We start from the raw sequence: 26,313 nt of genomic DNA, 5'->3' as shown, positions 1-26,313 counted from the left end.
AGATCGGTCCGGACTCAGCAGCGAGATCTGGTTGAGCAACAGAATCTGGTTCAGCGCTTGACCTTCTTGACGATGTTCTCGATGTCGGAGCCGAACGCGCTCTCCGTGGTCAGGTAGGTCCACGTCGACGACGGACGCTTGAGCCCGTGCGATTCCAGATCGATTCCGGTCTCCGTGAACTCTGCCTCTTCGACCGTCGACGCTGAATCCTCGATGACGTCGGACCAGAACGAGGAGAAGACGCGGATGGACTCCGTGTTGAACGCCTCATGCGGCTTTTCACGTGCAAAGGTGCGCAGATGGATGCCCTCACGCAGATCGTTGAGGAAGGCGAGGTGGTCGACCCAGCGTGCGTCGAGATGGAACAGCATCACTTCGCGCAGCGTCGCGTCGACGAGCTCCTGCGAATGCTCGACCGCCAGATCCTCCGCCACATCGCCGAGGCGCCCCTTGAGTTCGTTGATGGCCTCATCATCGACGCGCAGCTCTTGGCGTCGAGCGAGGACGAGGTCACGCTGCTTGGCCATGAGCTCATTGAACTTCCAGGTGTCGCGATGCAGTGCCGTGTTCTGACCTTCAGCGACGCGCTGGGCGTGTTCGACGAGACTCAGCGCCCGCTTCGACTCGATCCACCCGGTCTCATCTCCTTCGGAGACGAAACGTTGGATCTCCGGGACACGGGTCAGCAGCTCATCTTCAAGGCTGGTGAAGAACACGGATGTTCCCGGATCGCCTTGACGTCCGGCGCGACCGCGCAGCTGATCATCAAGACGTGAGGACAGGTATCGTCCGGCACCGATGACCAAGAGCCCGCCGGCATCGGCAACGCTGTCATCGGCCAGGCGGATATCGGTGCCGCGTCCGGCCATCTGGGTCGACACCGTCACCGCACCGGGGGCACCGGCAGCCGCGATGACCTCAGCCTCGAGCGAATCGTCCTTGGCATTGAGAACCGCAACATCGATCCCGCGTTCGGTCAGCCGAGCCGCCAGCGATTCGCTTTCCGCCACCGAGGAGGTGCCGATGAGCACGGGACGATCCTTGGCATGGTTGTCGGCGACCTCGTCGACGATCGCGCGTTCCTTCGACTCCTGATACGTGTAGAGCCTGTCAGGTTCGTCGTTGCGGATGACGGGCAGGTGCGTGTCGACGGGGACGATCTCAAGGTTGTAGAACTCGCGCAGGTCATCGCCGACAGCCAACGCGGTTCCCGTCATACCGCAGACGGTCTCGTAGCCGTGGATGAGCTCTTCGACGGTCATCTGATCGAGGATCTCACCGCTTTCAGTGGTGCCGACGCCTTCCTTGGCCTCGACCGCTGCCTGCAGTCCGTCTGGCCAACGCTGCAGTTCGGCCACACGCCCACGGGAAGCCGAGATAAGTTTGACCCGTCCGTCGACGACGAGATAGTCGACATCACGCTTGACCAGGGACTTCGCATACAACGCCAGGTTGACCGCGGCGAGATCGGACGCGTCTTCACCGAAGAGCTCGACATCGAGTTCAGCTTCGACGCGATTGATTCCCTCGTCTGTGAGCGAGACCGCCTGATGATCCGGGCTGATCTCGTAATCGACGCCGGGCTCGAGGGTCTCGACGAGTGCCGCGATCGCAGCGTTGGCGTCTTCGACACTGGCCGATCCGGCGAGGACGAGGGGGACACGTGCTTCGTCGATGAGCACAGAGTCAGCTTCGTCGACGATGACGACATCACGATCCGGGACGCGAATCTGGTCGTCATCGGTGACGAAACGATCGCGCAGCACGTCGAAGCCGACCTCCGTCACGGAAGCATAGAGAACCTCAGCACCATAGCTCTCGCGTCGCTCGGACTCACTCTGAGTACCGGAGATCGATGCTGACTGAACACCGAGGAGGTCGAAGAGGGGCTTCATCCAGGTCCGGTCGCGAACAGCGAGGTAGTCGTTGACGCTGACTACGTGTACTCGACGACCCTGCAGAGCATAACCGGCCGCAGCGAGAGCGCCGACGAGGGTCTTGCCCTCACCGGTGGCCATCTGCACGATATTCGCCTGCAGCAGTCCCACCAGGCCCTTGATCTGCGTGTCATAGGCGCGCTCGTCGAGAGACCGTTCGGCAGCCTCACGAGCCAACGCACAATAGCGAATGAGGTTGTCCTGCGTGGAGCCTGAGGTGAAGATGTCGGCAGCGGCCTCTGTCAGCTCGCTATCATCCATCTTCGCGTACTCACGACTCGCGGCCGCCATATCGTCAGCGGCCTTATCGAACCATCCCGTGGCTTTGTCGGCCTGTGCGCCGGGTCGGTTGAGCAGTCGTGAAAAGAAACCCATTATCGTCCTTCGTCGAGTGATGGTCGCAATTGATTCTATCGTTCAGGCCATGGGCCAGGAGCCATCGACGACGGCCTCGGCGTTGCCCTTTCTGCGCAACCAAGACTGCAGGTCAGCGGCCTGAGCGCGTTTCCAGTCGCCCTGGGCGGCCATGATATCGGCCCGAGTGAGATTCGCGATTTCCTCCGAGCTCTCGGCCAATGCTCGGGAAATGTCCAGGGCGGCAAGGGCATCCGCTGCGGCATCGTGGGCGTCGAGCAGGGTTACCTTCCAACGTTTGGCCGTCTCCGTGAGAGTCCGTTTGCCACGACGGAACTGCTCGATGCGCTTGTCCAGGACAAATGTATCGACGATCGTCGGCAGCAGTGCCGCGAAGTCGATATGGGGCTGATGGCGTTTGACTTCGGCCGCCATGACGCTGAGGTCATAGACGATATTGTGGCCGACGACGACGGCGCCTTCAGATCTGAGATCCGACAAGACCGTGCAGAGCTCGGCGATCACCTCTGACACCGGAGCGCCGTTGGCTTGGGCGAATTCGGTGGTGATTCCATGAACAGCTCGCGCCGGTTCGGGAATTTCGACGCCGGGGTCGGCGAGCCAGGTGCGTGAATTGTCGACGGATTCGACGAATGCAGCAGTCACGATCCTGGCAGTCGACGGGTCGACACCGGTCGTCTCGAGATCGAAACCGACCAGCCGCGACTGCGACCAGGAATCAGCGGCGGATAAGCTCGGAACCGGCGCGGCCGCAGGCTGAGCAGCAGGCGCCTGGATCGGAGTGATCGTGCTTGTGCCGGTGGCCATGGGGAAGGATTGTCCCGATGCCTTCGGGCCGGATTCTGTGTCGGCGCTGCCGAGGGCGGCGATGAGATTGTCGACCGAACGGCGGATATTCTGACCACGGGCTGCTGTCTCCACCGCAGGGCGATCGAGCTCGCCGGGTATGGAGTCGAGATCGAGCCCATGCGCGACGTCGGTCAGGCACCGCATGACCTCAACGGTCTTGTAGAGCGTGTCCTCCTCTTCGATCAGCGTGGCCGCTCGTTTGGGGCTGAGACCACCGGTCTTCACACCGGCCTTTGCGGCCTTGATGACCGATGCGAGGGAACCGAAGTTCGCGAGCAGCGTCGCGGCGGTCTTCTCTCCGATCCCCGGTGCGCCAGGCAGACCGTCCGAGGGATCGCCGCGCAACGCGGCGAGCTCACGGTATCGGGTTCCATCGGGCACACCATAGGCCTCGGGCAGATCTGCCTGGGTGATGGCCTCCCACTCTCCGCCCTTACGCGGTCGAAGCACACTGACGTCTGCGGCCTCATCGATGAGTGCGAGCAGATCACGATCGGGGGAGACGATGACCACAGGGGTGCGCGACTGGGCGGCCATAGTCGCGATCACGTCATCGGCTTCGGTCCCGTCCACCTCGGCGATGGGGATTCCTGCGGACTGAAGAACGCGAGTCATGATCGGCAGCTGCACGGCCAGCTCGGGTGGGATCTCAGTGCCTGCTTCGGCATCTTTGACCCGGGCCGCTTTGTATTCGGGCATGATCGCGGTTCGGAAGGCGGGTCGCCAATCCGCGTCCATGGTCGCCACAACTCGCGGGGAGTCGAATCGGCGAATCATCTGGGCTATCGCGTCGAGGACGCCGCGCACGGCGTTGACCGGCTGGCCGTCGTCATTGACGATCGAATCAGGGACCGAGTAGAAGGCACGGTAGTACAGGGCGGGCGTATCGATCAGGACCAAGGGCTTCACACTCGCTGACGATACCCGACACTCCTGACTCGAGTGCAAAGACGCGGACACAGAGGTGTAGCCTATCGGCTGTGACTATGTACTTTGGTGGAGATGTATACAGCAGTGTCGACCCGTTTGCGACCGCCTTGGGCACGAAGGACGGGAAGGTCTCGTTCATCGGCTCCGATGAGGCAGCGCTTGCATCGGAGCCCGACGCAATCAATCTCGACGGGGACTTCCTCACCCCCGGTTTCGTTCACGCGGGGCTGACTCTGCGCGAGGGCGCTCCCGACGGTGACCGGCTCGTCGAGTCCGGTTTCACCCATGTGCACGTCCTCGGGACCGCTGAGGCCGTGCGGGACTTCAGTGAACGCGCGCCCAGGACTCTGAGGATCGTCGCGTATCCCGAGATCAGCGCCGAGACCGCTCCAGCGGCGGACCCGACCGCGGACAGAGCGAGCATCGCTGCGCTCGACTTCCTCCGCCTTGATACGTTGCCGGAGACGGCACTGTACATCCAGGTCGAATCGAACCAGCGCCTCGGCGAGGTCCTTGACCGTGTGCGCGACCATGCCGCACTGGCACAGCGCAACGGATACCGTCTGCTGCTGAACTTCAGCGTCACTGAGGACTTCATCACGCCGCTGGGCTACTCAGGCATCGCGATCACTCTCGATCCCGCGCAGCCGCAGCCTTTGGCGCAGCTGCTGTCGGCAGGTGCCCAGGTGTCGTGGACGGACTCACAGGGCTCACCGTGGGCTGCTGTGCGCTCGGCCGTTGTCGGCGAGAACGGAATCGGAGCACGCGCAGCGTTCAACGCAGCCACCCGGTTCGCTCACCGTGCCGCTGGCAACCCAGACGGTGGAGTCCTCGCCCCCGGAGCCGACGCTGACTTCGTGCGCTGGCAGGTCGAACGACTCGTCGTTCAGGTCGCAGATGCACGCGTTGCCGCGTGGAGCACCGATCCGCGTTCGGGCACACCCGGACTGCCGGAACTCTCACCCGACGTCGTGCTGCCGACTCGCATCGCACTCCGCGAGGATGCATAGAACCCGTCGACGCGGTGACGGTCGACCCTGATCGCCAGATTCAAGACGACACGCCGAGAAGCCAAGTATTTTTATCATTCTGCCTTGCGTCTGACCTGGAGATTTGAACGTAACCCCAGGTCAGAGAGATTTTGCAAAGATCACGACAGCCACTAGATTCGTTGTTGACATTCCACAGCAGCTGGGATGGAGTCGGCACTCTCGTCATTAGATAACTCGTTTCCCAACGTGGTCCGAAGGCGAGAGTGTCGACTCATATATTCCGCCACGCTCGGCGTATCGTTGTGGCCGTGGTTTCTAAGACTCTGGTCGTCATTCCGACCTACAACGAACGACTCGCTCTTCCCGTGACACTGGCCGGTCTGTTCGAGAATCAGCCCGACGTCGACGTTCTCGTCGTCGATGACGGCTCACCCGACGGCACCGGTGACTGGGTCGATGACCAGGCACGCGCCGATCCACGGCTGCACGTCCTGCATCGCAGTGAGAAGTCCGGTCTGGGGATGGCCTACATCGCCGGATTCGAATGGGCGCTGGAGCGCGATTACGACATCATCTGCGAGTTCGACGCCGACGGATCTCACCGCCCTCTGGACCTCGGGCAACTTCTGGCTGTGGCCCAGGCGGGACATGCCGACCTCGTCATCGGCTCGAGGTGGGTTCGGGGTGGGGCGATCGTCGACTGGCCTCGCTCCCGCTTCTTCCTCTCCCGCGGAGCCAACATCTACGTCAATGCGGTCATGGGTCTCGGGGTCAAGGACGCGACAGCAGGGTTCCGTGCATATTCGCGAGAGGTGCTGCAGAGTCTTGATCTCTCCGGAGTGCAGTCCCAGGGGTACTGCTTCCAGATCGACATGACCTACCGCACGATCGAGGCCGGATTCCGCGTGGCCGAGGTTCCCATCGTCTTCGTCGAACGCGAACTGGGCGAATCGAAGATGAGCGGATCGATCATCTCCGAGGCATTCACCAAGGTAGCCGGTTGGGGGCTGACGCGCCGCAGACGTCAGGCTCGAGACTTCATCGAGCGAATCGCTGCTCGCAGGACGACTTCCTGGGGGCGCTGAGGCGGCTCCTGGCAGTCAAGAAGGGGCGGGGTGCAGGTCCGATGACCTGCACCCCGCCCCTTCTTGCTCAGGTGTGCTCGTGCGATTCAGTGCAGAGGCCCTCAGGCCTGCGCAGGCACCTCACCGCGGCGCACAGCAAGTCGCTCATCGAGCAGAACCTGAAGTTCGTCGAAGGAGCGGCGCTCGAGCAGCATGTCCCAGTGGGAGCGCACGTGCTTGCCCGGCTCGCCATCGGGCTCGTTCACGCCGACACGGGTGCCGACGCCGTGGATGCCCGAATCCCAGGTGGAGGGAACTTCGGCTTCGATCGAGAAGGGAACCTTGAACCTGGTTCCATCTTCGCACTCGAATTCGACCATCTGGCGAGGCGCTGGTTCGACGCCCTCTTCCGTTTCCAGGCTGCGTGAGCCCAACTGTGTACCGCGGAGACTGCGTTCGCTCATATCTCTCTCACCTTCCGACTCGACTGCAGACGTCTCATACGAAAGAACAGTCTACCGTCTGCGCCTATTCCCAGCACTCAGGTCCGAGCCGCGAGCTCGCGCAGCCCGGCCTCAACGTCGTCGGTGACGATTCCATCGACATCGAGGTCGAGGAGGACACGCATCGAAGCAGGGTCATTGATGGTCCATACATGGACCTGCAGACCCGAGTGGTGAGCCCGAGACACGAAATCCTCGGTGATGACGGGCACGCCCTTGAATGACATCGGCACCTGCAGCGAGTCGAGGCCGGCCGGCAGGGGACAGGGGCCGGACTCGGCCACTCCGGGCAGTCCTCCCGCTGCGAACATCGCGGACTCCACGACTCCTGCTGAGGATCGGACCCCAGGCAGGGCCTCTCGCAGAACGCGCAGGGTCGACGACGAGAACGAAGCAAGCCGGATCCTCCCTTCGGCGTTGAGTCTGCGGACGAATCGAACCATCGGGGCGATGCTGACGGCAGCCTTGACATCGATGTTCCACGCCGCCTCCGGAATCGACTCGAGGAGAGAAGACAGCCGGGGAAGACGACCTCCGGCCAGGAGTTCGACGGAGTCGAGTTCGGTGGCGGTGAGGTCGCGGATGCGGTGCGGGCGATCGGCAATGCGGTCCAGGTCGGCATCATGGGCTGCGAACAGGACGCCGTCGGCCGAGGCGTGGACGTCGGTCTCCATCCACCGCACACCTGCCCGATGGGCGGCGGTGAATGCCTCAAGAGTGTTCTCACTCATGCCGGGCCACTGCCCGCCTCTGTGGGCGATGATCTCTGCCTGAGAATTCATGGTCCAATCCTATGTTGCTGTTGACCTTGGAGTCGGGGTCGACAACTATGGAGACATGAGCCGAACACAAGATCCGATCGAACCTGATTACGTCATCGATTCCACCAAGCGGACACCGACCGAGAAGGCGCGTTCGGCCGCCACCAGAGCCTACGGTGCGGCCACCAGCAGCGTGAGGAATGCTCGCGAGGCGACGTCGGGTTCCCGCCTCATCGAAACGACCGAGGCGAACGTGAAGAAGGCGCTGGGCAATGTCTCCCAGGCGATCGACGACGCCGTGCGCAGCGGGAAGGTCGAACGCGCATTCGACAAAGCACAGGAAACAGTGACTACCGGCGCCGATGGCATGCGCAGACTGGTGACGCGCAAGTCGAAGTGACCTGATACCTATCAATGCGGCACGCTCGTGGAGCGTGCCGCATTGCTTTTGTAACAGTTTCTTAATTACACTGTCTTCAGGTAACGATCCGATAACTTGGAGCCAGTGTTGAGGTGCACTCGATCATTGAGTCTCCCGGTTGCCGAAACACCGGCCAATGACTACGAGGACTCACTGTGGGAAAACACTCTTCGCCCCGTTCGACAACGACGGGCTCGCTCTTCTCTGCGCTGAAAGCACCTAAGAGGAAGTCCGGAAGGCATTCGCCGCAACAAGCCGATAGCGCTGGAAACACCGCAGGGGGAGTACTGGCATCAGTGCGTTCTCGCCCGGTCCTCTCCGCATTCATCGTTCCCACCGTGGCGACCGCAGCAGTCATCGCCTCCAGCTTGGCGATGGTCCCCGACAGCACGAGCGGCGGCCAGCAGGTCGTTGCTGAGGCCCCAGTCGTCGCAGCGGCCGAAGCGACACAAACCCCCGACGAGTCCCTGGCCAAAGCGAAGAAGCAGGCCGAAGAGAAGCCGGGCAAGATCTCTCTCGAGTCCAAGATCGAGACACCGAGCCCGACCCCGACCGAGTCCGCAACCAAGGACTCGACAAGCAAGGATTCGACGAGCGAGGATGCCGCCACGGGCGGCTCAGACTCGAAGGAGCCGACGCCCGATGCCAACGACGATCCGTCCAAGTCCGGCGACTCCGCAGGTCAGTCCGGTACCTGTCCAATGTCGTACTACGGTGGAGGCGACGGATTCGATGGTCGGCCGACAGCCAGCGGCGAGCCCTTCGATACCAACAAGCTGACCGCAGCGCATAAGTCACTGCCGTTCGGCTCGCAGGTGAAGATCACCAACACAGCCAACGGAAAGTCCGTGACGGTGCGCATCAACGACCGTGGCCCCTATCACGGCAGTCGCTGCATCGACCTGTCCAAAGCGGCCATGGAAGCAGTCGGCGGAGTCGGAGCCGGGCAGATCAACGGCAAGTACGAGGTTCAGTAAACGTCGTTCTGATTCCTCAGAGGCCGTTGCATTCAGCTGTGTGACGTGCCTGCTCGCGCAGCGCCGTACGGAGTTCCAGAGGTGATATCACCTCGACCCCGCGAATGGTGATCAGCTGCGAAACAGCGACATCCAATGGCTCCATCGGCAGGTCGACGACAATTGGTTCCTCTGCTGGCGACGCTCCATCTGCCGTCGAGGCGGACTCGATCGCCTCATCCGTGATTCGACCGGGAACCGCACGTCGCAGATCGCCGAGGCTGTCGCTGGGTACCCGCAGCTTCACCGTCGCAGATCGGATCGCACGGTCGAATTCGATCTGAGACCTCGCCCAGTAGTCGCCGAGGTGGAAGCCCGGCGGGCGTGAGGCGGAGACGAAGTGCAGTCTGATCTCAGTGATGCGCGAGACTCGGTAGGTCCGTGGCCTGCCACCAGGTGGCTGCGCGGCCAGATACCATCGCCCTGCCTTGACGACGAGTCCCAATGGTATGACGGTGCGAATCAGGCAATCACTGCCGCTTGCGTAGTCGAATCGCAGACCCCGGTGCGAACGCAGCGCCGCCGCAATGACCGAAAGCTCATCCGGGCGCTCGTGTGTCCTGAACCAATCTGGCCCGTCGATGAGCACATCCGATGAGAAGACTGAATCCGTCTCGGCGAGGATCTTCTCCCGTGCGGTCGCCAGCTCCCCGGAGTACCCGAGATCAGCCGCAGCGAAACCACCGATGAGCACGGAATCCAGCTCATCACGAGTCATCCCCGACAGGGGAGAGGTCCAGGACCCGAGCAGACTGATACCACCGCCCGGCCCGGACTCCGTCACGACGGGGACCCCCATACGAGACAGGTCACCGAGATCACGATAGACAGTGCGCTGTGTGACCTCGAGGCGAGCCGCCAGACCCGCAGCAGTGATGGGCACCGTCCGCGCGCTGAGGATGACGATCTCCGACACCAGCCGTGCTGCCTTCATACCCACCAAGAATAATCATGGTCACTGACATAGCGTGTCAGCGATTGCACGAGAATGTGTCACCATGACTTCTCACCACGAATCGACAGCATCCCAGTTCGCTCCTCCCAACCAGCGGTCACTCACCGACCGAGTCGCTCTGGTCGCCGGCGCCACACGCGGTGCCGGACGCGCAATTGCCCGGGAACTCGCCCGAGCCGGTGCCTTCGTGTACTGCACTGGTCGGTCAACCTCGATGCGGCCCTCCGACTACGGCCGGAGCGAGACCATCGAGGGCACTGCCGAACTGATACGTGCAGAGGGCGGCCGCGCCGAGGCGATCGTCTGCGATCATCTGCAACCGCCACTGATCGACGAGGTGATCCGGAGGATCGATGGGCAGCACGGACGACTCGACATTCTGCTCAACGACATCGGGGGAGAGGCCTATGTCTCCTGGGGCGAAAAATTCTGGAACACCGACTTCGAATCCGGGATGAGGCTGGTGAATGCAGGACTGATCACGCATCTGAACACAGCGCACGCCGCCCTGCCACTGCTCACTCGCAGACCCGGAGGTCTGCACATCGAGATCACCGATGGAACGTATGAGTTCAATGCTTCGCACTACCGGGAGAGCATCTATCTCGATCTGACGAAGACCGGAGTCAGCCGACTGGCATTCGGGCTCGGTCACGAACTGGAGGAATCTGGGTGCACGGCCGCAGCGATCACCCCCGGCTGGTTGAGATCGGAGATGATGCTCGATCTCTTCGACACGACCGAGCAGAGCTGGCTCGAGGATTCCCTCGACCCGACTCGTGAGCTGCCGCCTGCAGATTTCGCGATCTCGGAGACTCCGCAATTTCTGGGACGAACGCTCGTGGCACTCGCATCCGATCCCGACCGACACCGCTTCAATACGAGAACCCTCAACAGCTGCGAATTGGGCGATCTCTATGACATCGACGATATCGATGGTTCCCGGCCGGATTCTTGGGCGTTCATGGCAGCTAAGGAGGCCGACTCGGGCGCGGACGCACGTGACTACCGCTGAAACCGATTTCGCACCGCAGCAGTCGATCCTGAACCCGCCTTGGCAGGGTGATGTTCCCTGGTTACTGTGAGCACATAAGCGGAACTGTCGAAGGAGTGCGGATTGTCGGATCGAACATGCGATGTGGTCATCGTCGGAGCCGGTCCGACCGGCCTGAACGCGGCCAGGACGCTGCAGGCTGCAGGCAAAGACGTTGTCGTCCTCGAAGCAAGAGACAGGGTGGGCGGTCGAACTTGGACCGATCACATCGACGGGCAGATGTACGAAATCGGTGGTCAGTGGATCTCACCGGACCAGACGGCGCTGCTTCAACTCGTCGCTGAGCTGGGCAAGGATACCTACCAGCGCTACCGGGAGGGCGACAGCGTCTACATCGCACCCGATGGCACACGTACCGTCTACAGCGGTGATATGTTCCCGGTGGGGGAGTCCACCCAAGCGGAGATGGAACGTCTGATCGCGAAGTTGGACGAGCTCGCCGCCCGCATCGGGCCCGCCGCCCCGTGGGAAGCCGAAGACGCGGCCGAACTCGATTCGGTGTCCTTCCACCATTGGCTCCGGAACCAATCCGACGATGAGACCGCGTGCGCGAACATCGGCATGTTCATCGCCGGGGGAATGCTGACCAAGCCCGCCACAGCATTCTCCGCACTGCAGGCGATCCTCATGGCCGCCTCGGCGGGGTCGTTCACTCATCTCGTTGATGACCACTTCATTCTCGACCGCCGTGTCGTGGGAGGAATGCAGTCGGTCTCCGAGCAGATGGCGGCCGAACTCGGCGAGGGTGTCGTCCACCTGGACAGCCCCGTTCGGACGGTCGAATGGACCGACGAGTCCGTGAGAGTCGGCACCGATGCGATGAACGTCTCGGCCGCTCGTGCCATTGTGGCCGTCCCGCCGAACCTGTACTCGCGCATCAGCTACACCCCGCATCTGCCCCGGCTCCAGCAGGTCTTTCACCAGCACCAGTCGATGGGGCTGGTGATCAAGGTCCACGCCACTTATCAGACACCGTTCTGGCGTGAAGACGGCCTGTGCGGAACCGGATTCGGTGCCGGGCAGCTGGTGCAGGAGGTCTATGACAACACCAATCACGGTGAAGAGCAGGGAACGCTCGTCGGATTCATCTCCGACATCAATGCCGATGCGATGTTCGCCCTCGACGAGGACACCCGCAAGCAGCGCATCCTCGAATCACTGGCTGCCTTCCTGGGCCCGCAGGCTCTGGAGCCCGAGGTGTTCTACCTGTCTGACTTCGGAGCCGAGGAGTGGACTCGAGGCGCCTATGCCACGAGCTACGATCTCGGGGGACTGCACCGGTGGGGACGGTTCCAGAACGATCCAGTCGGCCCTATCCATTTCGCGAGTTCGGACATCGCCGCACACGGATACCAGCACGTCGACGGTGCGGTCAGAATCGGGCAGGCCACTGCCGAAAAGATCCTGAGCACCTGACATCATCCCTGAAAGGTTGAGCTGATGACCTCGGCACCTCCAAATCCCAGCCCGCCCGGTAGCCCGCCCGTCGGCTCCGACTCGGGCCTGAGCTCCAAGGGGCTGTCCGCAGGCAAGGTCGGCGCCATCGGCGGTGCCATCATCGGCATCTCCTGCATTGCCCCTGCCTACACACTGACCTCGGGTCTTGGGCCAACGATTTCTCAGGTCGGAGTCCACACTCCGGCGATTCTGCTGATCGGCTTCGTTCCGATGCTGCTCGTCGTCTTCGGCTACCGCGAGCTCAACACCGCCATGCCCGATTCCGGCACCACCTTCACCTGGGCGACACGTGCCTTCGGACCTTGGCTGGGCTGGATGGGAGGGTGGGGGCTGATCTCGGCCACAGTCCTCGTGCTCTCGAACTTGGCTGCAGTAGCCGTGGATTTCCTATTCCTGCTGCTGGCTCAGATCTTCTCCGACCCCGGGATCGCCGATCTCACCCGGGTGCTGTGGATCAACATTCCCGTCACCATCCTCCTGACTGCGGGTGCCGCATGGATCTCCTACCGGGGCGTCGAAGCAACCCAGAAGATCCAGGTCTGGCTGGTGGCTTTTCAGGTCCTTGCCCTCGGCTGGTTCGTCATTGCGGCGTTCGTCCACGTGTCCAACGGCACCGCCTTCGACGCGACACCGGTCGAACTCGGCTGGTTCAACCCCGCCGAGGCCGGCGACTTCTCGACCGTCGCGGCGGCAGTGTCCCTGTCGATCTTCCTCTTCTGGGGCTGGGACACCGTCATCACCATGAACGAAGAGGCGAAGGACCCACAGAAGACTCCCGGCCGCGCAGCAATGCTCACGATTGTGGCCATCGTCATCATCTACCTCGCCTGCACCGTCGCCGTCATCTCCTTCGCCGGAGTCGGCACAGACGGATTGGGCGCAGGGAATCCGGAGAATCAGGAATCCATCTTCGCGGCCGTCGCCGGACCAGTGATGGGACCCTTCGCGGTCCTCATCTCGATCGCCGTCCTCTCCAGCTCCTTGGCCTCGCTGCAGTCGACGATGGTCTCACCCTCACGCACGATCCTGGCCATGGGCCATTACGGTGCTCTGCCGCAGAAGTACGGCAACATCTCACCCAGGTACAAGTCACCATCGGTGGCCACTGTCACCTCGGCGGGCGCCGCGATCATCTTCTACGTCGTCATGCGGCTGCTGTCGGAAAACGCTTTGTGGGACACGATCACTGCACTGGGCCTCATGGTCTGCTTCTACTACGGTGTGACCGGTCTGGCCTGCATCTGGTACTTCCGCCGGTCGTTGTTTGCCGGGGCCAAGAACTTCTTCTTCAGGTTCCTCTTCCCACTGGTCGGGGGAGTGACTCTGCTGGTGATCTTCGTGACCACCGCGATCGACTCCCTCGACCCCGGCTACGGCTCAGGGTCATCGGTCTTCGGCATCGGACTGGTCTTCGTGCTGGGCATCGGAGTCCTGCTCTTGGGCGTAGTCATCATGATCATCCAATCCCGCAGGCATCCCGGCTATTTCCGTGGTGAGACCCTGAGCCAGGGAGTCCACGAGTAGTGAACGCGTTCAGCAATGACCGCGTGCCTGTGCATCAGCTGGTCCTGCTGCGACGCGTGCGTGACCGGATCGACAGAGAGTTCGACCGTCCCCTCAATGTTGAGGAGCTCGCATCCGGGGTGCACATGTCAGCCGGTCACCTCAGCCGCCAGTTCAGAGCCGCGTATGGTGAATCGCCCTATTCGTATCTCATGACGCGTCGGATCGAACGGTCCATGGCGCTGATCCGGCGCGGTGACCTGTCTATCACGGATATCTGCTTTGCCGTCGGATTCTCGTCGTTGGGCACCTTCAGCACTCGGTTCAGCGAACTCGTAGGGCTCTCACCGTCTCGATATCGTGCCGGCCTCGCCCAAGGTGATCACGACTTGCCCACGTTCATCGTCAAGAATGTTCTTCGACCCGTCAGGAATCGAGAAGTGCCGCCCGGCGACCCGAGCTAGGATGTCGATCATGAATATCTCGATCAACGCCAGTTTCCTGCCCCACACCGATGCCGAGGCATCATTGATCTTCTACCGCGACGTTTTGGGTTTCGAGGTCCGCCTCGATGTCGGATCCGGACAGATGCGGTGGCTGACAGTGGGCCCCGAAGGCCAGCCTGACACCTCGATCGTGCTCACCCCCGCGATCACAGACCCGACCATCAGCGATGCCGAGCGCGAGGTCATTGAGTCCCTCATGGCCAAGGGCAGCTATGCGGCCATCGTGTTGGCCAGCACGAACGTCGATGAAGCCTTCGCCGAGGTGGAGGCCAGGGGAGCAGACATCGTGCAGGAGCCGATGGACCAGCCATACGGTCTGCGGGATTTCGCACTGCGTGACCCGGCCGGCAACATGATCCGCGTCCAGCAGCGCGGCTGACCGGCATGCAGCATCAAGCCGACAACCATGAGCTGATTCGAGTCCAGGGTGCCCGTGAGAACAATCTCAAGGACATCTCCGTCGACATTCCCAAACGACGACTCACCGTATTCACCGGTGTCTCCGGGTCGGGCAAGTCGTCTCTGGTCTTCTCGACGATCGCCGCCGAATCCCAACGCCTGATCAATGAGACCTACAGTGCCTTCGTCCAGGGGTTCATGCCCGCGATGGCTCGACCCGAAGTGGATGTGCTGGACGGCCTGACCACCGCCATCATCGTCGATCAGGAACGCATCGGAGCCAATCCGCGCTCGACCGTGGGCACGGTCAGCGACATCAATGCGAAGCTGAGAACACTGTTCTCCAGGTTGGCTCAACCGAATCTCGGGTCGACTAATGCCTACTCGTTCAACGTGGCCTCGATCAGCGGCAAGGGCGCCGTGACCATCGACAAAGGCACCGACAAACAGGTCGAGCGACGGACATTCACCGTCAACGGCGGCATGTGCCCGCACTGCGAGGGAATGGGCACAGCCACAGACATCGACATCGCCGAGGTGGTCGACGAGTCGAAATCTCTCAACGAGGGGGCGATCACGATACCGGGATACAAACCCGGTGGGTGGTCTGTGCGGTTCTACTCCGAGTCGGGCTATTTCGACCCAGACAAGGCGATCGCCGACTTTTCAGAGGACGAACGGCACTATCTTCTCTATGCCGAGGGCGAGAAGATCGTCGTCAACGGCACCAACATGACCTTCGACGGTCTCATTCCGCGGATCAGGCGTTCGTTTCTGTCCAAGGACCGCGACGCTATGCAGAAGCATGTGCGGGAGTTCGTCGACCGGGCAGTCGTGTACACGCAGTGTCCCGAGTGCGCCGGCACAAGGCTGAACGCTGCGGCTCGGGGATCTTCGCTGGCAGGACTCTCCATCGCCGAAGTGTGTGCTCTGCAGATCTCTGACCTCCTCGACTGGCTGGCTCGGATCGATGATGGGGGAGTGGGTCCTCTTGTGAGGTCGCTGACGGCAGATGTGCAGGCCTTCGTCGACATCGGACTCGGGTACCTCTCCCTTGATCGTTCGGCTGGTTCACTGTCCGGGGGAGAGGCTCAGCGGATCAAGCTTGTGCGTCACCTCGGATCCTCGCTGACGGATGTCACCTATATCTTCGACGAACCAACGATCGGGCTGCACCCTCACGACATCGCCGCGATGAACGGGCTGCTCATCGCATTGCGCGACAAGGGCAACACCGTCCTCGTCGTCGAACACAAGCCCGAGACCATCAGAATCGCCGATCACATCGTCGATCTCGGGCCAGGGGCAGGAACGGCCGGAGGAGAGATCTGCTTCATCGGAAGCCTCGATCAGCTCACAGCCAGCGACACGCTCACCGGCAGGCACCTGAACGACCGCTCCCAGGTGAAGAAGACAACTCGCGAACCCACCGGGCATCTCGAGATCAGGGGAGCGACGACCCATAACCTGCGCGACGTCGATGTCGATGTGCCGATGGGCGTGATCACCGCCATCACGGGGGTGGCCGGTTCCGGCAAGAGCACCCTCATTGCAGGATCCCTGCGTCGCCGGGACGGCGTGATCATGATCGATCAGGCGGCGATCAAGGGCTCGCGTCGCAGCAACCCGGCCACCTACACTGGCATGCTCGAGCCGATCCGCAAGGCCTTCGCCAAGGTCAACGGCGTCAAGCCTGCACTGTTCAGTGCCAACTCGGAAGGGGCCTGTCCGGTCTGCAACGGTGCCGGAATCATCTACTCAGACCTCGGAATGATGGCGGGAATGTCGGCTCCCTGTGATGTGTGTGAGGGCAAGGGATTCCAGGCAGAAGTCCTCGACTACACCCTGGCCGGCAAGAACATTCGTGAGGTGCTCGATCTGCCGGTGACTGCGGCGATCGATTACTTTGTCGCAGGGGAGGCACGAATACCTGCTGTCAGCAAGATCATCGGGCACCTCGACGAGGTGGGCCTCGGGTATGTCAGTCTGGGACAGCCGCTGACGACCCTTTCAGGTGGCGAGCGGCAGCGCCTCAAACTGGCTGCGCATCTAGCGGCCAAAGCTGCGGACTCTGCACCTGTCATCATCCTCGACGAACCGACGACGGGCCTGCACCTTGCCGATGTGGAGAACCTGCTGGACATGCTGGATCGTCTCGCGGATGCAGGGAAGACGGTCATCGTCATCGAACACCATCAGGCCGTCATGGCCCACTCCGATTGGGTCATCGATCTGGGTCCCGGTGCTGGTCACGATGGTGGTCGGGTTGTATTCGAAGGCACTCCGGAACAGCTCGTCGCCTCTGTTTCACGGCCGAACGCAACATTGACCGCGCAGCACCTTGCGGCCTATGTCTCAGGTGTATGAGTGTCTCAGGTGTATGAGCCTGACAACAGGTGAGTCGAACGCAGTCAGGGGAGTCCGAACCCAGTCAGGGGAGTCGACCATAGGCGCTGCGCGTTCAGTTCGCGTTGTGGCTTCTGTGCGTCGATTCTGAGGGCGGAGGAGTGGATTCCAGTTCAATCCTTGCGTCATATCCGTTACGGTGTATAACGACTCGGTAACGACCGGGTTACAAAACCGAAATGCAGTCGTATTACGGAGATGACACAGTGAACCTCTACAGCACAAGCCTCCGCAAGGTCGCCCTCGTTGCAGGAGCCGGCGCGGTTGCCGCCGCCGGACTGACGGGAATGAGCGGTCCAGCCCAGGCCTCCACGGGGGCTCAGTCTTCGGGCGGCGTCTGGGACAAGGTCGCCGAGTGCGAGTCCGGCGGCGACTGGCACATCAACAGCGGTAATGGCTATTACGGTGGTCTGCAGTTCTCGGAGCAGACCTGGAACGCGTTCGGCGGTGAGGGCATGCCTCATAAGGCCAGCAAGGCTGAGCAGATCGACGTTGCTCAGAAGACTCTCAAGGAGCAGGGTCCGGGTGCATGGCCGGTCTGCGGTGAAGAGGCCGGCTTGACGAAGGCCAACGGCGCTGCAGATGACGGCGGCGGATCTGAGGACGATGGTGGGTCCAAGGATGACGGAAAGGTCGGACTCGGCGGCAGCTGAGTCACCCGCTGATACAGGCGCAGTTCGCTGACGCACGATCAGCACTGACGCACAATCAGCACAACGACGGCCACGGATGGCATTTAAGCCATCCGTGGCCGTCGCTGTTGGTGCTCCATGAGTGATTGTCGGATATGGGCTCAGGTATTCGTGTGCGCACGCCGTGTGACGACTCGGCTTGGACGTGTGGGTAACGCCGATAATATACATTATGTTAAGTAAACGTACTCGGGACCACTCCTCTTGGGTTCTGTCATGTGCATTGGGTTCTGCCGTGTGTGCTTTTCGTCAACCACTGGTGACCGCGCCTTCCACTGGTGACCCCTTCTTCGGAGACGGAGCGGTGAGCCTCCGAATCTTCCGATGCGAGGCAAGCGACAGACGCGAAGACGTGAAGTCGCGCCGGTCGACTGAGAATTGTCGTGGTAGGCAAATTCGAGGAGGTGTCGCTGCGGGTAAATAGGATGCGACCATGACATCGACGTGCGTATTGTGTGACGTGGCCGATGGCACAGAGCCCGCTGAGATCCTCTGCGATGACGGCGAACGCGTCGCCATTACTCCCCTGCGCGTACTCTCCAGCGCGCAACGGCACCAATTCACACCCTGTTTTTCCCCCGAGTCCACTACGGCGGTCGTCCTGGTTGTCTCGACTCTGAGCGAACTGGGCTGGTCATCCTGACCGGCTCGTCATTCAGACACTCAAAGACGAACCTGGCATCAGCGCCGGTCGGAGTCGTCGATGAGCGGAGACTCCCCCAATCCGTTACTGTGGAGTAACCGAGCTCATGGCTAGGGAGCGATCCGAGGTGGCCCCGATGTCACAGAATCCGCCAGGGCGCACGACCGAAAGGACGATTCCATGACCGTCGACACCGCATCTCCCGGAAAGATCTTCACGATCTGGAAGACGTTGGAGAAGCTGCCATTCGGCAACTGGCTCTTCACTCGAGCAGTGTGCTTCAAGGTCCCCTATTTCCGCACCGTTCATCCACTCATCCGCGAGCTGGCGCCCGGACTATGCCGTGTGAGCGCCCCCAATCGTCGCGGAGTGCGCAATCACCTCGGCACATACCACGCGATCGCATCATGCAACATGGCGGAGATCGCCGGTGGCATCATGACCGACGCGACGGTACCGTCCACGCATCGCTGGATTCCCGCCGGAATGGCCGTCGAATACAAGGACAGAGCCACCACGGGCGTCACTTCGATCGCACGGCTCGACCCGATCCCAGAGTTCGGCGAGGAGCCGATGGATCTGGTCGTGCCGGTCGACGTCCTGGACGCTGACGGGAATGTGTTCTTCTCTGCAGAGATCACCATGTACGTCTCCAGGAAGAAGGCGCGGTAGTCACGAGTCGAAGGGTGCGCCGGTCAGCGACCTGAGATGTTCAGAACTCGCTGCGCGTGTGAGGCTCCGGCGTCCGGCTCCGGCCTGGGCGCAGCGTATCCCCCTGCAGAACCCAAATCAGCAATGAGTTCGCCGAGATGTGTGGAGATGTACTCGGCAAGATCGTCATCGATCGGCCACACATCACCGGTTCCGATTGACAGATCGGCTGCATGGAGCGCCAGCTCGAGTATGCGCATATTCACGAGCTGGTGGCCGGAGATCAGTCCGATGCGATGGTGCACCTCTCTATCGAGGTCGCTCTCCCCCGCGATCCTTCGGAACGCCCGTTCATGCGTCCAGAACGACGCAACCAGATTCTCGCCGAGGTGGTCCTGTCCCCGAGTGGCCTCCACCTCCGCAGGCGGGGCCTGAGCGAGCAGCTTCTGATAGCGCAGCCCACCCCCGATGAGATGGTTGATCAACTGTTCATTGGTCCACTCACGACACCCGCTCGGCGAGTGAAGGTTCGCCTTCGAGACTCTCCTCAGCGCTGTGACCCAGCAAACCTCCGCCTGGTCGAGGTAGTTGTCGATGAGAGGATCGTCCATTGTTCGAGTCTTCCTGATCGCGGATTGGTATGGTCCTGACGGTACACATTGAATTCATTGATGGTCGGCATTGAGAAGTCAGTTCTCGCCAATCGGGAAGTCTCATCAAAGATGATCTATCCGGGTCCGTCTCGGTATACATTACTGACACTAGTGATGCGGACCACAACGACGTGGTTCGGTCACTGTGAGCAACTCCGACAAGGAAGTGAGGAGCCCCGCTATGGTTATGGCAAGTGGATCGGCCGACTATCTCGGTCTCGCGAACGCCCCTGTTCTCTGGATTCTGGCAATGGCAGTCATGGGTGTCGTCGTCGTCCAGTCACTCATCTATATGAATGCGGTGAAGAAGAACGCAGAATCGGCGGGAATGAGCCAACAGGAGGTCAAGTCGGCTTTCCGTGCCGGTGGTGTTGCGGCGATCGGGCCCTCGTTGTCTGTGGTCCTCGTCGCCATTGCACTCCTCCCCCTCTTCGGTACTCCCCCGGTCATCGTCCGCGTTGGTCTCATCGGCTCCGCAGCCACGGAGGTCGCGTCCGCATCGATTGCGGCAGGCACGATGGGTTCAAGCCTCGGTGATGAGACATTCACTCGCGGCGTCTTCATCGTCGCACTCATGGCCATGAGCCTCTCGGGCGCCGGCTGGATGATCTCCACCCTGCTCCTGACTCCGGTGTTCAAACGCAGCTCCCACAAGCTCGAGAAGGTCAACCCCGCGCTGATGTCCATCATTCCCGGTGCGGCGCTGCTCGCGGCCTTTGCGGCCCTGACGTTTCGGGAGCTCCCGAAGTCCCCGACGCACGTCGTCGCGATCCTCGTCTCAGCCGTGGTGATGTCGATCTGCCTCTTCCTCGCCAAGACCTTGAAACAGCCGTGGCTCAAGGAATGGGGACTTGGAATCTCCCTGCTTGTGGGCCTGATTGCGTCCTATTTCGCCCACTATGCCGGTCTCGGCGCACCCGAAGCCTGAGGAGAACATCATGTCGAACATCATCACGTCACCCTCACACGCGGCCTTCGAGCGGACGACGACGAAGTGGGGCTCTCTCACGCTGTTCATCGGCTTCCTCATCGCCACCTCGGTGCCGTTCTACCTCCTGTTCGTTGCGGATGCGAACGTCAACCTCGGTGAGATCCTCAAGGGGTTTCTGGCCGTATTCGCCGTCTACGGTGTCTTCTACATCGTCGAACCGCTGACCTACTTCCCGATCCTGGGACCGGCCGGCATGTACCAGGCATTTCTGATCGGCAACATCTCAAACAAGCTGCTGCCGTCGGCGATCGTCGCCCAGGACACCATCGGAGTGAAACCGGGCACACGCAAGGGCGAATATGCCGCGACCATGGCCATCTGCGGCGCAGCGTTGATCCACGTGGCGTCCATGGTGCTCTTCGTCGGAATCCTCGGCACGTGGCTGGTCTCGATCATCCCCGAGCCGGCGACACTCGTGGCCAAGCTCTACATCCTCCCTGCGATCCTCGGCGGAGTCACGGTCCAGCTCATCGCCTCTCTCAGACAGGTCAAATCCACACTCATCGCATTGGGCGCGGCTGCTCTCGTCATCCTCGTCCTCATTCCGCTCGTCCCGGTACTGGCCTCAGGCGATGTTGCCATCGTCGTCATCGTGACGATCGCCATCACCTGGTTCACACGCAACAAGGCCATGACCGACAAGACGGGGCCGAGCGACGGCGACAACGTCGGGATCAACTGACGATCACCTCGGCGCTCAGCCCCGAATACCTGAGATCATCGAAGACACCCACAGTGAAAGGACATCATGTCGCTCAATACCTCCCTCAGGGACGCCATTTCGGCCAACCTCGCTCAGACAGTCGCTGACTACAAGGACTTCCATCGGACGCCTGAGCTGTCCATGCAGGAGACTCAGACAGCCGCCACCATTCGTTCCACGCTCGAAGCACTGGGACTTGAGACGCACACCTTCGGCGGCACCGGCATCGTCAGCGTCATCGAGAACGGCGAAGGACCTGTCGTGGCCTATCGGGCCGACACCGACGGACTGCCGATCGCCGAAGACACCGGATACGACTACGCATCGACCGCGGAGGGAACACTTCCCGACGGGTCGACAACAAAGGTCATGCACGGCTGCGGCCACGACACGCATATCACCGTTGGACTGTATGTGGCCCGCTACCTCGTCGAGCACAAGGACCTGTGGTCAGGAAGTGTGGTCATGATCTTCCAGCCGGGCGAGGAGACCGGCGAGGGTGCGCGGGCAATGCTCGACGATGGTCTCTGGAACTCGATCGTCAGACCGGAGGTCATCTACGGACAGCACGTGTGGCCCGGCAAGGCCGGACACATCTACGTGGCGAAGGAGACCGCCATGGCGATGTCCGACTGTCTCAAAGTCACAGTCAGGGGCAAGCAGGCTCATGGCTCACAGCCCGAGAGCTCAATCGACCCGATCGTCCTCGGCGCCTACATGATCACTCGGCTGCAGTCCATCGTGTCGCGAGAGATCTCAGGTCGGGACATGGCTGTAGTCACAGTGGGCACCTTCCACGGCGGTCTGAAGGAGAACATCATTCCCGACTCCGCCGAATTCAAACTCAACATCCGCACCTTCAACGAGGAGGTGCGTGAGGTCGTCCTCAACCGCGTCGAACGGGTCATCCGCGCAGAAGCTCAGGCCTCCGGAGCTCCCGAGCCGATCATCGAAGAGATGTACCGCTTCCCGCGCTGCTACAACGACCCCGCGGCCACGGACCAGTTCCTCGACGTCGTCGGAGCCGAACTCGGCGAGGAACAGGTGCACCTGGACCGGGCCGTGACAGGCAGCGAGGACTTCGGAGCCTTCGGTGACGACATCGACGTGCCATACGTGTACTGGTTCTTCGGAGGGTACTCCCCCGCCAAGTTCGATGGTGACGAACCACCAGCAGGAAATCACTCCCCGTTCTTCGCCCCCGATGATGTCGAAACCACTCTGAAGACCGGTATTCGTGCGGGTCTGAGTGCCGTTCTCAGCACAGTTGGGAAGTGAGCCGGTGAGCGAGGAACTGCGCTGGTTGTCCACCCGTGAGCTGGCAGCCAAGATCGCGACGAAGGAGATCTCCGCCCGGGAGGCTCTCGACGATCATCTGGCCCGTATCGATGCGCTCAACCCGGCCATCAATGCGGTTGTCACCCGTGATGACGAAGCTGCGCTGGCACGTGCCGGCGCGGCTGACGAGGCGGTGGCAAAAGGCGAGCCGATCGGACCGCTGCACGGAGTGCCGATGACGCACAAGGACACACACGATACCGCGGGGCTGCGCACCACCTGGGGCTCGCCCATCATGGCTGATCGCATTCCGGACTCGGACTCGCTGATCATCTCTCGTCTCAAGGCTGCCGGTGTCAACACGACGGGCAAGACCAATGTTCCGGAATTCGCAGCGGGTTCCCACACCTTCAACCCGGTCTTCGGCACCACGGTCAACCCCTATGACACGTCCAAATCCGCGTCGGGTTCATCCGGAGGAGTCGGCGCAGTCTTAGCCGCGGGCATCCAGGCCTCTGGAGATGGCTCGGACATGGGAGGTTCGCTGCGCTCCCCTGCCTCGTTCAACAATGTCGTGGGCTTCCGCCCCTCGAATGGGCGAATCCCGCACACACTTCCCGGCAACCCGTTCGCATGGCTGGCACAGAGCGGTTTCATGGCGCGCACGGTCTCCGATGTGGCGCTTGCGATGAGTGCGGCGTCCGGACCAGAGCCTGGCGGACCTCGTTCGGTCGGCGAGCCGGGCAGCGTCTTCGATCTGCCCGAATTCGGCCTCGGAGCCGACATCGAACCCGACCTCAGCGGTGTGAAGATCGGATTCAGCCCGGACCTGAATGGGCTGCTTCCCGTTGAGAGCGAGGTGCACGAGATCGTGGCAGGCACGGCTGACGTGCTCTCCTCACTCGGGGCAGTCGTCGTCGACACGATCCCCAACCTCGGCGATGCCGATGAGGTCTTCAACGTTCGTCGTGCGCTGGACTTCGTCCATTCCTGGGGTCCTCTGCTCGAGAAGCATCCGGATCAGATCAAGGACTCCGTGGTCTGGAACATTGAGATGGGACTCAAGCTCACCGGTGCCGACGTGGTCTCCGCCGACCGTGCTCGTGCGCGTCTGCATGGAGAGATCGAGCGGTTCTTCGGAGAGCACGATCTCCTGGTGCTCACCACCTGCCAAGTACTTCCGTTCGACGCGACGATCGAATATCCCACGGAGATCAACGGGGTCGGGCTCGAGAACTATCTCGATTGGATGCGGGCCCTGTGTCTCATCTCGGCCACCGGGTGCCCGGCGATCTCCGTGCCTGCCGGCTTTTCGGCCTCAGGGCTGCCGGTAGGCGTCCAGCTCGTCGCGAAGCCGGGTGCTGACGTGGATCTGCTGCGCATGGCGCATGCCTTCGAAGCAGCGACGCAGATCTATCGCCGCCATCCTCAGCTCTCGGCGCCGATGCCCTGAGCCTGTGCGATCTGGGAGATCTCAGCAGCCAGATCGATGTCCTTGTCGGTGATCGACCCGGCATCATGGGTGGTCAGGGAGATGTCCACGTGCGGGAACCGCAGGTCCACATCCGGGTGGTGGCCTGCGGCTTCCGCCACGTCGGCGATCGCGTTGATGAACGTGACTCCGCTGATGAAGGATCCTGTCAGGAATCGTGCATGGAGTGCGTCGTCGGCTGATTGCCATTGCGTGAGTTCGTCAATTCGGTTCTGCATGGAACCAGCTTGGCACCGGCCAGAGTTGCAAGTCCATAGTCACGGCATCGACAAACTCGCCGAATCTGCTGGGTCAGGTATGCCATGCCTCATCATTGTTTGCCGAGCCTTCCCACACTGGAACCATTCTAGAAAAGGTGTCAGGCTATGGAACATGAGGACGGAACGAATCCGTCTCGTATCGCGAAGGAGAAACATATGCAGTTGAGCCCCGCTATGCAGAAGGTCCTCGGCGAGCAGGTCACTCTCGAGCTCGAAGCGTCGATGGTCTACCTGCAGCTGTCCATCCAACTCGACGATCTCGATCTTCCCGGCATGACACGCTGGATGCGTGCGCAGGCCGAAGAGGAGCAGGTTCACGCCGCGAAGTTCATCCAGCACTGCCAAGATCGCGACTTCGCTCCCCAGATCGGTGACATCGCTGCACCGAAGGTCTCGGGCTCACAGCCCATCGACTACTTCAAGGCAGCCTTGGCACATGAGGAGAAGGTCTCCGAGTCGATCCGCAATCTGTACCGTACCGCGCAGTCGGAGGGCGACCTCGACGTCCTGCCTCTTCTGCACTGGTTCATCGACGAGCAGGTCGAAGAGGAATCGACCATCTCGGAGATCATCGGTCGCCTGGATCGCGTGGCCGACAGCGGTTCCGGACTGCTCCGGATCGATTCCGAGCTCGGATCACGTCACCCTGAAATCAAGGCTGACAACGAGTGATCGACCGATGCTGATCATGGACGAGTGACCGCTGGTCACAGTCGGACCGACTGAGAGCGGCCGGACCTCATTGTGAGGTTCGGCCGCACTCAGTTCTCGTCGCTCTCAGCTCTGCAGGTACGAAGTCGGTGTCCTCAGGTTTCGAGCACAGCTTGGGAGACGAGCAGGACACAGGGAAGAGTCAGAAGCATGAGAACGGTCTGCATCGCGATGAGGGCGGCCATCAGCTCCGAATTTCCACCCAACTGACGGGCCATGACATAACCGGAACTTGCCGTCGCGATCGACTGGAAGATCATGGCGACCAGGGCAGGCGTGGTGGGAACGTCGAGCAGAACCAAGACGAGCAAGGTCAGCGCAGGTAAGATGATGAGCTTGGTCACGGTGGAATTAGCCATGGCGGCCACCTGCGCCCGCAACGGGAACCGCTGCAGACCCGCGCCGACGCACAGGAGTCCGATCGGCAGAGCCGAAGCCGCCAGCGGGGACAGGGCCGAGTCGACGACATCCGGAACTTGTACGCCGGTGAGATTGAACAGTCCGCCGGCCACACACCCGATGACCAGCGGATTCGTCACGACGACGCGGAGGATTCCGACAATGGAGCTGGGGCCGGTACGCAGAAACTCGAATCCGAGACTGGATACGATATTCACCGTGGGCACGAGAATGGCCGCGACGATGGCAGCCAGGGCGCTGCCTTCGGCCCCGAACAGACTTGCCGATATCGACAGTCCTATATACGTGTTGAATCGAATCCCACCCTGCAGCACCGAGGTGAAGGACGGCAGGTCACGAGCCACGAACCGGCGCAGCACAATGATGAGGATTGACACGAGCACTGTCGGGGCGATGAGGCCTGCTGCCAGCCGCCCGAGCGGAACATGTGCGACGCTGACCTCGGCGACAGAGGAGAACAGCAGCACGGGCAGCAGAACATAGTAGGAGAGTTTCTCCGCTCCCGACCAGAATTCGGAATTCGTGAAACCTGGGAGTCGTTTGAGTCCGCTGCCGCCGATGATCAAGACTGCGACGGGAACAAGGGCGAGAAGAACCGGAACGAGACTCACATGACTGAGAGTTTCATGAGATGGGAATCATTTCAAAGTTGAGTGTGTTTGACTCAATGTAACGACCTAACGAAACGAA

General features: G+C 61.6%; 25 protein-coding genes. 17 read left to right on the top strand and 8 right to left on the bottom strand.

Annotated features, from left to right (window positions below):
- Window positions 1-50: 50 nt before the first annotated feature.
- Together secA2 and FO013_RS06035 are read right to left on the bottom strand one after the other, a co-directional pair.
- On the bottom strand, window positions 51-2,312 hold the full coding sequence (gene secA2, locus FO013_RS06040) for an accessory Sec system translocase SecA2 (RefSeq protein ID WP_143921670.1): 2,262 nt from the start codon (window positions 2,310-2,312) through the stop codon (window positions 51-53).
- A 42-nt stretch (window positions 2,313-2,354) separates the two neighbouring features.
- Entirely contained in the window at window positions 2,355-4,070 is a 1,716-nt protein-coding gene (locus FO013_RS06035; protein WP_260848017.1) for a 5'-3' exonuclease H3TH domain-containing protein, read from the bottom strand.
- 77 nt (window positions 4,071-4,147) lie between these two features.
- On the opposite strand from FO013_RS06035, the gene FO013_RS06030 reads away from it, so the two are divergent.
- Both FO013_RS06030 and FO013_RS06025 read left to right on the top strand, forming a co-directional pair.
- Entirely contained in the window at window positions 4,148-5,101 is a 954-nt protein-coding gene (locus FO013_RS06030) for an amidohydrolase family protein (protein ID WP_143921897.1), read from the top strand.
- A 284-nt stretch (window positions 5,102-5,385) separates the two neighbouring features.
- Window positions 5,386-6,168, top strand: coding sequence for a polyprenol monophosphomannose synthase (locus FO013_RS06025; RefSeq protein WP_143921896.1), 783 nt, complete (start codon window positions 5,386-5,388; stop codon window positions 6,166-6,168).
- A 101-nt stretch (window positions 6,169-6,269) separates the two neighbouring features.
- Here the strand turns inward: FO013_RS06025 and FO013_RS06020 are convergent, their stop codons facing one another.
- Entirely contained in the window at window positions 6,270-6,611 is a 342-nt protein-coding gene (locus FO013_RS06020) for an RNA polymerase-binding protein RbpA (protein WP_143921669.1), read from the bottom strand.
- Between the two features lie 77 nt (window positions 6,612-6,688).
- Window positions 6,689-7,432: a glycerophosphodiester phosphodiesterase family protein gene (locus FO013_RS06015; RefSeq protein ID WP_143921668.1), complete on the bottom strand. Its 744-nt coding sequence runs from the start codon at window positions 7,430-7,432 to the stop codon at window positions 6,689-6,691.
- A 55-nt stretch (window positions 7,433-7,487) separates the two neighbouring features.
- Between FO013_RS06015 and FO013_RS06010 the strand changes: the two genes are divergently transcribed.
- Window positions 7,488-7,811, top strand: a complete 324-nt coding sequence (locus FO013_RS06010; RefSeq protein ID WP_260848016.1) for a hypothetical protein — start codon at window positions 7,488-7,490, stop codon at window positions 7,809-7,811.
- A gap of 317 nt (window positions 7,812-8,128) precedes the next feature.
- Window positions 8,129-8,809, top strand: a complete 681-nt coding sequence (locus FO013_RS06005) for a septal ring lytic transglycosylase RlpA family protein (RefSeq protein ID WP_260848015.1) — start codon at window positions 8,129-8,131, stop codon at window positions 8,807-8,809.
- Between the two features lie 16 nt (window positions 8,810-8,825).
- Here FO013_RS06005 and FO013_RS06000 read toward each other — a convergent pair whose 3' ends face one another.
- The gene (locus FO013_RS06000; RefSeq protein WP_260848014.1) at window positions 8,826-9,782 is read right to left on the bottom strand and encodes a helix-turn-helix transcriptional regulator; all 957 of its coding nucleotides are present in this window, start codon (window positions 9,780-9,782) and stop codon (window positions 8,826-8,828) included.
- A gap of 64 nt (window positions 9,783-9,846) precedes the next feature.
- Here FO013_RS06000 and FO013_RS05995 point away from each other — a divergent pair, with 64 nt between their 5' ends.
- The 8 genes from FO013_RS05995 to FO013_RS05960 all read left to right on the top strand — a co-directional run bounded on the left by FO013_RS05995 (window position 9,847) and on the right by FO013_RS05960 (window position 19,136).
- Window positions 9,847-10,818: an SDR family oxidoreductase gene (locus FO013_RS05995; protein ID WP_143921664.1), complete on the top strand. Its 972-nt coding sequence runs from the start codon at window positions 9,847-9,849 to the stop codon at window positions 10,816-10,818.
- A gap of 102 nt (window positions 10,819-10,920) precedes the next feature.
- On the top strand, window positions 10,921-12,273 hold the full coding sequence (locus FO013_RS05990; RefSeq protein ID WP_143921663.1) for a flavin monoamine oxidase family protein: 1,353 nt from the start codon (window positions 10,921-10,923) through the stop codon (window positions 12,271-12,273).
- Window positions 12,274-12,297: 24 nt separating this feature from the next.
- On the top strand, window positions 12,298-13,839 hold the full coding sequence (locus tag FO013_RS05985) for an APC family permease (RefSeq protein WP_143921662.1): 1,542 nt from the start codon (window positions 12,298-12,300) through the stop codon (window positions 13,837-13,839).
- On the top strand, window positions 13,839-14,282 hold the full coding sequence (locus FO013_RS05980) for a helix-turn-helix transcriptional regulator (protein WP_143921661.1): 444 nt from the start codon (window positions 13,839-13,841) through the stop codon (window positions 14,280-14,282). The genes FO013_RS05985 and FO013_RS05980 overlap by 1 nt, the downstream gene beginning before the upstream one ends.
- Window position 14,283: 1 nt before the next feature.
- Window positions 14,284-14,703: a VOC family protein gene (locus tag FO013_RS05975; protein WP_143921660.1), complete on the top strand. Its 420-nt coding sequence runs from the start codon at window positions 14,284-14,286 to the stop codon at window positions 14,701-14,703.
- Window positions 14,704-14,708: 5 nt separating this feature from the next.
- Window positions 14,709-17,090: an ATP-binding cassette domain-containing protein gene (locus FO013_RS05970; protein WP_143921659.1), complete on the top strand. Its 2,382-nt coding sequence runs from the start codon at window positions 14,709-14,711 to the stop codon at window positions 17,088-17,090.
- Window positions 17,091-17,335: 245 nt separating this feature from the next.
- The gene (locus FO013_RS05965; RefSeq protein ID WP_313900569.1) at window positions 17,336-17,782 is read left to right on the top strand and encodes a transglycosylase family protein; all 447 of its coding nucleotides are present in this window, start codon (window positions 17,336-17,338) and stop codon (window positions 17,780-17,782) included.
- Window positions 17,783-18,644: 862 nt separating this feature from the next.
- The gene (locus tag FO013_RS05960) at window positions 18,645-19,136 is read left to right on the top strand and encodes a hotdog fold domain-containing protein (protein ID WP_143921657.1); all 492 of its coding nucleotides are present in this window, start codon (window positions 18,645-18,647) and stop codon (window positions 19,134-19,136) included.
- Between the two features lie 23 nt (window positions 19,137-19,159).
- Here FO013_RS05960 and FO013_RS05955 read toward each other — a convergent pair whose 3' ends face one another.
- Window positions 19,160-19,726, bottom strand: coding sequence for a maleylpyruvate isomerase N-terminal domain-containing protein (locus FO013_RS05955; RefSeq protein ID WP_143921656.1), 567 nt, complete (start codon window positions 19,724-19,726; stop codon window positions 19,160-19,162).
- Between the two features lie 223 nt (window positions 19,727-19,949).
- On the opposite strand from FO013_RS05955, the gene FO013_RS05950 reads away from it, so the two are divergent.
- From FO013_RS05950 to FO013_RS05935, 4 genes are all read left to right on the top strand, one after another.
- Window positions 19,950-20,696 (top strand): DUF5058 family protein, encoded by a 747-nt coding sequence (locus FO013_RS05950; RefSeq protein ID WP_143921655.1) that lies wholly within the window; start codon window positions 19,950-19,952, stop codon window positions 20,694-20,696.
- A gap of 10 nt (window positions 20,697-20,706) precedes the next feature.
- Window positions 20,707-21,441: a hypothetical protein gene (locus FO013_RS05945; protein WP_143921654.1), complete on the top strand. Its 735-nt coding sequence runs from the start codon at window positions 20,707-20,709 to the stop codon at window positions 21,439-21,441.
- 66 nt (window positions 21,442-21,507) lie between these two features.
- Complete coding sequence (locus FO013_RS05940) at window positions 21,508-22,740, top strand: amidohydrolase (protein WP_143921653.1); 1,233 nt, start codon at window positions 21,508-21,510, stop codon at window positions 22,738-22,740.
- A 4-nt stretch (window positions 22,741-22,744) separates the two neighbouring features.
- Window positions 22,745-24,193, top strand: coding sequence for an amidase (locus FO013_RS05935; RefSeq protein WP_143921652.1), 1,449 nt, complete (start codon window positions 22,745-22,747; stop codon window positions 24,191-24,193).
- On the opposite strand, the gene FO013_RS05930 is transcribed toward FO013_RS05935, so the two are convergent.
- Complete coding sequence (locus FO013_RS05930) at window positions 24,169-24,450, bottom strand: 4a-hydroxytetrahydrobiopterin dehydratase (protein WP_143921651.1); 282 nt, start codon at window positions 24,448-24,450, stop codon at window positions 24,169-24,171. The two genes, FO013_RS05935 and FO013_RS05930, sit on opposite strands and share 25 nt — an antisense overlap.
- A 198-nt stretch (window positions 24,451-24,648) precedes the next feature.
- Between FO013_RS05930 and FO013_RS05925 the strand changes: the two genes are divergently transcribed.
- On the top strand, window positions 24,649-25,164 hold the full coding sequence (locus tag FO013_RS05925; protein ID WP_143921895.1) for a ferritin: 516 nt from the start codon (window positions 24,649-24,651) through the stop codon (window positions 25,162-25,164).
- Window positions 25,165-25,298: 134 nt separating this feature from the next.
- On the opposite strand, the gene FO013_RS05920 is transcribed toward FO013_RS05925, so the two are convergent.
- The gene (locus tag FO013_RS05920) at window positions 25,299-26,234 is read right to left on the bottom strand and encodes an AEC family transporter (protein WP_143921650.1); all 936 of its coding nucleotides are present in this window, start codon (window positions 26,232-26,234) and stop codon (window positions 25,299-25,301) included.
- Between the last annotated feature and the right edge of the window lie 79 nt (window positions 26,235-26,313).

This window comes from Brevibacterium aurantiacum (assembly GCF_007558825.1).
Classification (GTDB): domain Bacteria; phylum Actinomycetota; class Actinomycetes; order Actinomycetales; family Brevibacteriaceae; genus Brevibacterium; species Brevibacterium aurantiacum_A.
Note: the sequence above shows the minus strand (reverse complement) of the source record. Positions and strands in the feature narration are given on the sequence as shown.